The 5,662-nt window shown below is 34.2% G+C and carries 6 protein-coding genes; all 6 read right to left on the bottom strand.

Annotation, left to right across the window (positions count from 1 at the left end):
* Positions 1-1,175, bottom strand: a 1,175-nt coding sequence (gene guaA / locus ABIZ51_04170) for a glutamine-hydrolyzing GMP synthase (protein ID MEO7087970.1), incomplete at its 3' end; no start/stop codon positions are given.
* Positions 1,176-1,201: 26 nt separating this feature from the next.
* Positions 1,202-2,815 carry a bacillithiol biosynthesis cysteine-adding enzyme BshC gene (bshC, locus tag ABIZ51_04165; GenBank protein MEO7087969.1) on the bottom strand — a complete coding sequence of 538 codons (1,614 nt, stop codon included), beginning with the start codon at positions 2,813-2,815 and terminating at the stop codon, positions 1,202-1,204.
* A 9-nt stretch (positions 2,816-2,824) separates the two neighbouring features.
* Positions 2,825-4,138: a 30S ribosomal protein S12 methylthiotransferase RimO gene (gene rimO, locus ABIZ51_04160; protein ID MEO7087968.1), complete on the bottom strand. Its 1,314-nt coding sequence runs from the start codon at positions 4,136-4,138 to the stop codon at positions 2,825-2,827.
* A 29-nt stretch (positions 4,139-4,167) separates the two neighbouring features.
* On the bottom strand, positions 4,168-5,121 hold the full coding sequence (gene ftsY / locus ABIZ51_04155; protein MEO7087967.1) for a signal recognition particle-docking protein FtsY: 954 nt from the start codon (positions 5,119-5,121) through the stop codon (positions 4,168-4,170).
* Positions 5,122-5,226: 105 nt separating this feature from the next.
* The gene (locus ABIZ51_04150; GenBank protein MEO7087966.1) at positions 5,227-5,382 is read right to left on the bottom strand and encodes a DUF4295 domain-containing protein; all 156 of its coding nucleotides are present in this window, start codon (positions 5,380-5,382) and stop codon (positions 5,227-5,229) included.
* Positions 5,383-5,418: 36 nt separating this feature from the next.
* Positions 5,419-5,601, bottom strand: a complete 183-nt coding sequence (gene rpmG / locus ABIZ51_04145) for a 50S ribosomal protein L33 (GenBank protein ID MEO7087965.1) — start codon at positions 5,599-5,601, stop codon at positions 5,419-5,421.
* Between the last annotated feature and the right edge of the window lie 61 nt (positions 5,602-5,662).

The following is a 5,662-nucleotide window of genomic DNA, read 5'->3' as shown; positions in this document are numbered from 1 at the left end:
AATCCTGGTCCCGGAAAAGGATGACGACCTAAAATAGCATCATCAATTTCCAATACTTTTCCCACTTTTCGAACTTCATCTTTAAATAAAGATTTGAGTGGTTCTACAATTTTTAATTTCATCGTTTCTGGCAAACCGCCAACATTATGGTGCGATTTAATAGTTGCCGATGGACCTTTTACAGAAACAGATTCTATCACATCTGGATAAATTGTTCCTTGTGCCAACCATTTTACATCCTTTATTTGTTGGGCTTCTTGATCAAAAATATCTATAAATGTTTTACCGATTGCCTTGCGTTTTTTTTCTGGATCGCTCACTCCTGAAAGAGCCTCGTAAAAACTTTTTTTCGCATCCACTCCTTTCACATTCAAGCCCATATTTTTATAGGATGCAAGTACATTTTCAAATTCATCTTTTCGCAACAAACCGTTATCCACGAAAATGCAAAATAAATTTTTACCGATGGCTTTGTGTAACAAAACTGCCGCCACACTCGAATCAACTCCACCCGATAAACCCAACACTACTTTATCATTTTGCAATGTATTTTTTAATTCCGAAACCGTTGTTTCAACAAAGGAATCGGGTGTCCAATTTTGAGAACAATGACAAGTATTTACAACAAAATTTTTCAATAAAATTAAACCTTCAGTAGAATGAAAAACTTCGGGATGAAATTGAATTCCAAACGTTTTTTCTTCTTTAATTTGAAAACCTGCCACTTTCACATCGTGTGTACTTGCCACAATTTCAAAATTTTCAGGAACCTTTGTAATCGTGTCTGCATGCGACATCCAAACTTGTGAGTTCAGAGAAATTTTTTCAAATAATTTATTTTTATCGTTTACAAACGACAAATTTGCACGACCATATTCTCTATTTTTAGATGGCAACACTTCGCCTCCATTTTGTTTTGCTAAAAGTTGTGCTCCGTAACAAATCCCAAGTAAAGGAATTTTATTTTTTATAGCTGATAAATCAGGATTGGGTGAATTGGAATCTCTCACAGAAAAAGGACTTCCAGAAAGAATAACACCTTTTATATTTTTTGTAATCGAAGGGAAATGATTAAACGGATGAATCTCACAATACACATTTAGTTCGCGCACTCTGCGTGCGATGAGTTGCGTGTATTGTGATCCGAAATCAAGTATTAAAATAGTTTCTTGCATCTGGCAAATATAAAGATTTTATAGATTTATTTATTTTCTGAATGCTCTGATATAACTATTAATCTGGAATCAAATGGATGCAACGATTCTTTTAAAGTTTCGATAAAATGCTTCCCATTTTTCAAATAATAGGGAATAAAATTATCATAACGTTCCTGCATTTTCTTTTCCGGAAAAAGCGTTGATTTTATTTTTCTTAACCGATTAATTGTAACTTCTTGTTTTTGTTTTTCCGCTTTCAAAAAACGATTTTCAATGTTCTTCAACGCATTTATTGTTTTCTGCATTTCGGCTTCTACCAAAGGTTTTAAGCTGCCATCTATATTCGCTGCTTTGTCGGAAAGTGCTAAAAATATTTTTTTCAACTCATTCGTTTCAACTTCCAAATTCACTTCGGTTTCACTATTATTTTTCACAAAATCTTTCACCAATTCTTCTTCTGAAAAAAATAGTTTTTCAAAATCAATTTTCAAGCTTTTTATTTTTTCAGAAATAACAGAATCTAGCCACAAAACAGAATTTCGCAACATCAAAACAGGAAAATTAATTTGGTGATGTTCGAACATTTCTTTGTATTGAAACCAATACGAAATTTCTCCTGGTCCGCCGATATAAGCCAAGTTTGGTAATATTTTTTCTTGATACAAACAGCGCAACACCACATTTGGACTAAATTTTTCGGGATAATTTTCTAATTCTTCCAAAATTTCTTTTTCCGAAAACACCAATTCAGTATGTTGAATTTGATACTTTCCGTTTTCAAAAATAATTCTTCCGCGTACTTTTTCTGTTACATAAAAACAATTGATTTCGCGCGGATTTACAATAGCTGAAATATTTTGTTTCGCTAATTTTTCAATCGCATTTTGAACCAAATGAAAATTCGTGTTATTTAAAATATCGTCTTTTAATATGTCAGAAAAACATTTTTTTAAACGCTTATCTGCCGCATCTATCACCACCAAGCCATACGTTCCGAAAAGCTCACTCACCAAGTATTTTGTCGCTTCTGCGAGATTATTATTTTTCAAATACGCATCCGAAAAAAGTTGAACTAAATAATTGGCATTTTCACTTTCGCCCATTATTTTTTTCAGTTCTTCTAAATAATTTTTAAGCGAATCGGTCTTAATTTCCCCAACAGGAATACCACTATTTTCAGCATTTTCCCATTTCAACGTTTTCCCGAAAAGATGAATGTGATTGATTTCTTCAAAATCATGATCTTCGGAAGCCATCCAATAAACAGGAACAAAATGCTTGTCCGGAAATCTTTTTTTCAATTCTTCCGCCAAATTAATGGTAGAAATTATCTTGTAAATAAAATAAAGTGGTCCAGTGAAAAGGCATAATTGATGACCAGTAGAAACGGTGAAAGTATTTTCGTTTTTTAGCGATTCAATGTTTTGAAAAACAAGCGGAAATCTTTTTTCTGAAATTCTATTTTGTTCTTTGAGAACATCCACCAAAGTCGTTCTATCTATTTTTTCTTTCGATTTATCAGCTATAGCTTGTTCGAAAAAATTTATTTCAGGAGCATATTTATAAAAAGACGCGAGTGATTTTTCGCCCTTCAAATAATCAAGGATTAATGAAGGAAATTGATGTGTTTCGGAAAGCGGAATAAAAGATGTTTGCACGCGACAAATTTACGAAAAAACCGTTCCGTGCAAGTCATAATCTTCGGCACTTGTTATTTTTATTGGAGCAAAATCGCCAATGCGAATAAAATTATTTTTGGCTTCTACCAACACTTCATTATCCACTTCGGGCGAATCAAATTCAGTGCGACCGATAAAATAATCTCCTTCTTTTCTGTCAAATAAAACAGACATTATTTTGCCAATTTTTTTAAAATTTAATTCGTTTGAAATGCTTTGCTGAATTTCCATAACCTCTTCTGCTCTTTGCTGTTTAAGGATTTCAGGCACATCGTCATTTAATTTATACGCATGCGTATTTTCTTCGTGAGAATAAGTAAAAATTCCCAAACGGTCGAATTTTGTTTCCGCTACCCAATCTTTCATTTCCGAAAAATCTTTTTCGGTTTCACCCGGATAACCTGCTATCAAAGTAGTTCTGATTGCAATTTCAGGAACTTTATCGCGAATGGCATTTACCAAATCAATCGTTTTTTGTTTCGTAGTTCCTCTGCGCATTGATTTCAGCATCGCATCGCTGATGTGCTGCAAAGGCATATCTAAATAATTACACACTTTTTTATTTTCGCGCATCACATCCAACACATCCATCGGAAAGCCGCTCGGAAAGGCATAATGCAAACGAATCCAATCAATTCCTTCCACCTCTGAAAGACGCGAAATCAGTTCAGCTAAATTTCTTTTTTTATAGATATCCAATCCGTAATACGTCAAATCTTGCGCAATTAAAATTAATTCTCTCGTTCCTTTTTTGGCAAGAGATTCAGCTTGTTTCACCAAATTTTCAATGGGTGTAGAAATATGATTTCCGCGCATCAACGGAATGGCGCAAAAAGAACAAGGACGATCGCAACCTTCCGAAATCTTAAAATAGGCGTAATGAATGGGAGTTGTGAGCACACGTTCTCCAATTAATTCGTGTTTATAATCAGCTTTTAATGTTTTTAAAAGTCTTGGTAAATCGCGTGTTCCGAAATAACTGTCCACCTCTGGAATTTCTTTTTCTAAATCTGCTTTGTAACGTTCGCTGAGGCATCCGGTAACATATAATTTATCCACTAAACCTTCTTTTTTCGCATCTACATACCGCAAAATCGTATCAATGCTTTCTTGTTTAGCATTGTCGATAAAACCACACGTATTGATGATAACAATTCCAGCGTCATCTTTCAAACTTTCGTGTTCTACTTCAAATTTATTCGCGCGCAATTGCCCCATTAATACTTCGCTGTCGTAAGTATTTTTCGAGCAACCGAGCGTAATAACGTTTACTTTATTTTTTTTGAGTGTTTTTGTTTTCAAAGAAAAAGATTTTTTAAGCTCTTGAAAAATTAATTTTTGAAAAGCGAATCTACAAATTCTGTTTTGTTGAATATTTGTAAATCGTCTATTTTTTCGCCTATTCCGATGTATTTCACCGGAATTTTAAATTGATCCGAAATACCAATAACAACGCCACCTTTAGCTGTCCCATCTAATTTTGTGAGCGCCAAGGCATTTACTTCCGTGGCAGCCGTAAATTGTTTGCATTGTTCAATCGCATTTTGTCCGGTAGACGCATCCAGCACCAATAAAATTTCGTGCGGGGCATCCTGAATCACTTTCTGCATTACTTTTTTAATCTTAGAAAGTTCATTCATTAAATTTATTTTGTTGTGCAATCGTCCTGCCGTATCGATAATGACTACATCCGCATTTTTTACTTTCGCCGATTGAAGCGTATCAAACGCCACAGCAGCAGGATCTGCACCAGCATTTTGCGTTACAATATCTACGTCCGAACGTTTTGCCCAAATCACTAATTGTTCACTGGCGGCAGCGCGAAACGTGTCCGCAGCGCCTAACACCACTTTTTTTCCTGCTTTTTTAAATTGATGCGCCAATTTCCCAATCGTAGTTGTTTTTCCGACGCCATTAACGCCCACGACCATTATCACGTAAGGTTTTTTATCACTTAAAATATCGAAATCGGCAGGATTGTTTTTGTCGTTTCCAACTAATAATTCGGAAATTTCGTGTTTCAATAAATCGTTTAATTCGGATGTTTCAACACGGCGTTTTTCAGCAACGCGTTTTTTTAAGCGATCAATAATTTTGAGGGAAGTTTGAACGCCCACATCAGAGCTTAATAAAATTTCTTCGATCTTTTCGAGTAATTCATCGTCAATCGTGGCTTTTCCGAGTATAGCATTGGCTATTTTGCTAAATAAATTTTGCTTCGTAACAAATAGACCTTTGTCTAAGGTTTCTTTTTTTTCTTTATTGAAAAAGCCGAAAATGCCCATGAATTTGGAGTCTGAAAAAATATTTTTTTGGAAAGACTTGTCTAAAAAAATAAAACTTCCCTTCGGTCAGAAAAGAAGTTTTACAATTATTCTCTTGCGAAAATTTTATTTTGACGCCAAGAAATCTTTGATGTGATCGTTGTGAACTATTTCTTCCTTGAACGTGTAAGCACCTGTTTTAGGCGATCTTACCATTTTAATCACTTTCGTAAAATCTTTTCCTTTACCTGATTTTAATGTTGCAACTGTTTTCTTTGCCATGTTTTTAGGTATTTAATCGTTATCTGAAATAACGAATTATTTAATTTCTTTATGAACGGTCATTTTTTTCAAAATAGGATTGTACTTTTTCAGCTCAATTCTATCTGGAGTGTTTTTTTTATTTTTAGTAGTAATGTAACGCGAAGTTCCAGCTTTACCGCTTTCTTTGTGTTCAGTACATTCTAAAATTACCTGTATTCTATTGCCTCTTTTAGCCATTTTGTGGAGATTTTAAAAAATTATTTTGCTAAGAAACCTTTTTCTCTGGCCTCTTTCATGC

The organism is Bacteroidia bacterium, assembly GCA_039924845.1.
GTDB lineage: Bacteria > Bacteroidota > Bacteroidia > DATLTG01 > DATLTG01 > DATLTG01.
Note: the sequence above shows the minus strand (reverse complement) of the source record. Positions and strands in the feature narration are given on the sequence as shown.

What these genes read in the sequence shown, in the direction of transcription:
- ftsY (MEO7087967.1), bottom strand. Translation starts at nt 5,121, where the DNA reads ATGGGCATTTTCGGCTTTTTCAATAAAGAAAAAAAAGAAACCTTAGAC.
- ABIZ51_04150 (MEO7087966.1), bottom strand. Translation starts at nt 5,382, where the DNA reads ATGGCAAAGAAAACAGTTGCAACATTAAAATCAGGTAAAGGAAAAGAT.
- rpmG (MEO7087965.1), bottom strand. Translation starts at nt 5,601, where the DNA reads ATGGCTAAAAGAGGCAATAGAATACAGGTAATTTTAGAATGTACTGAA.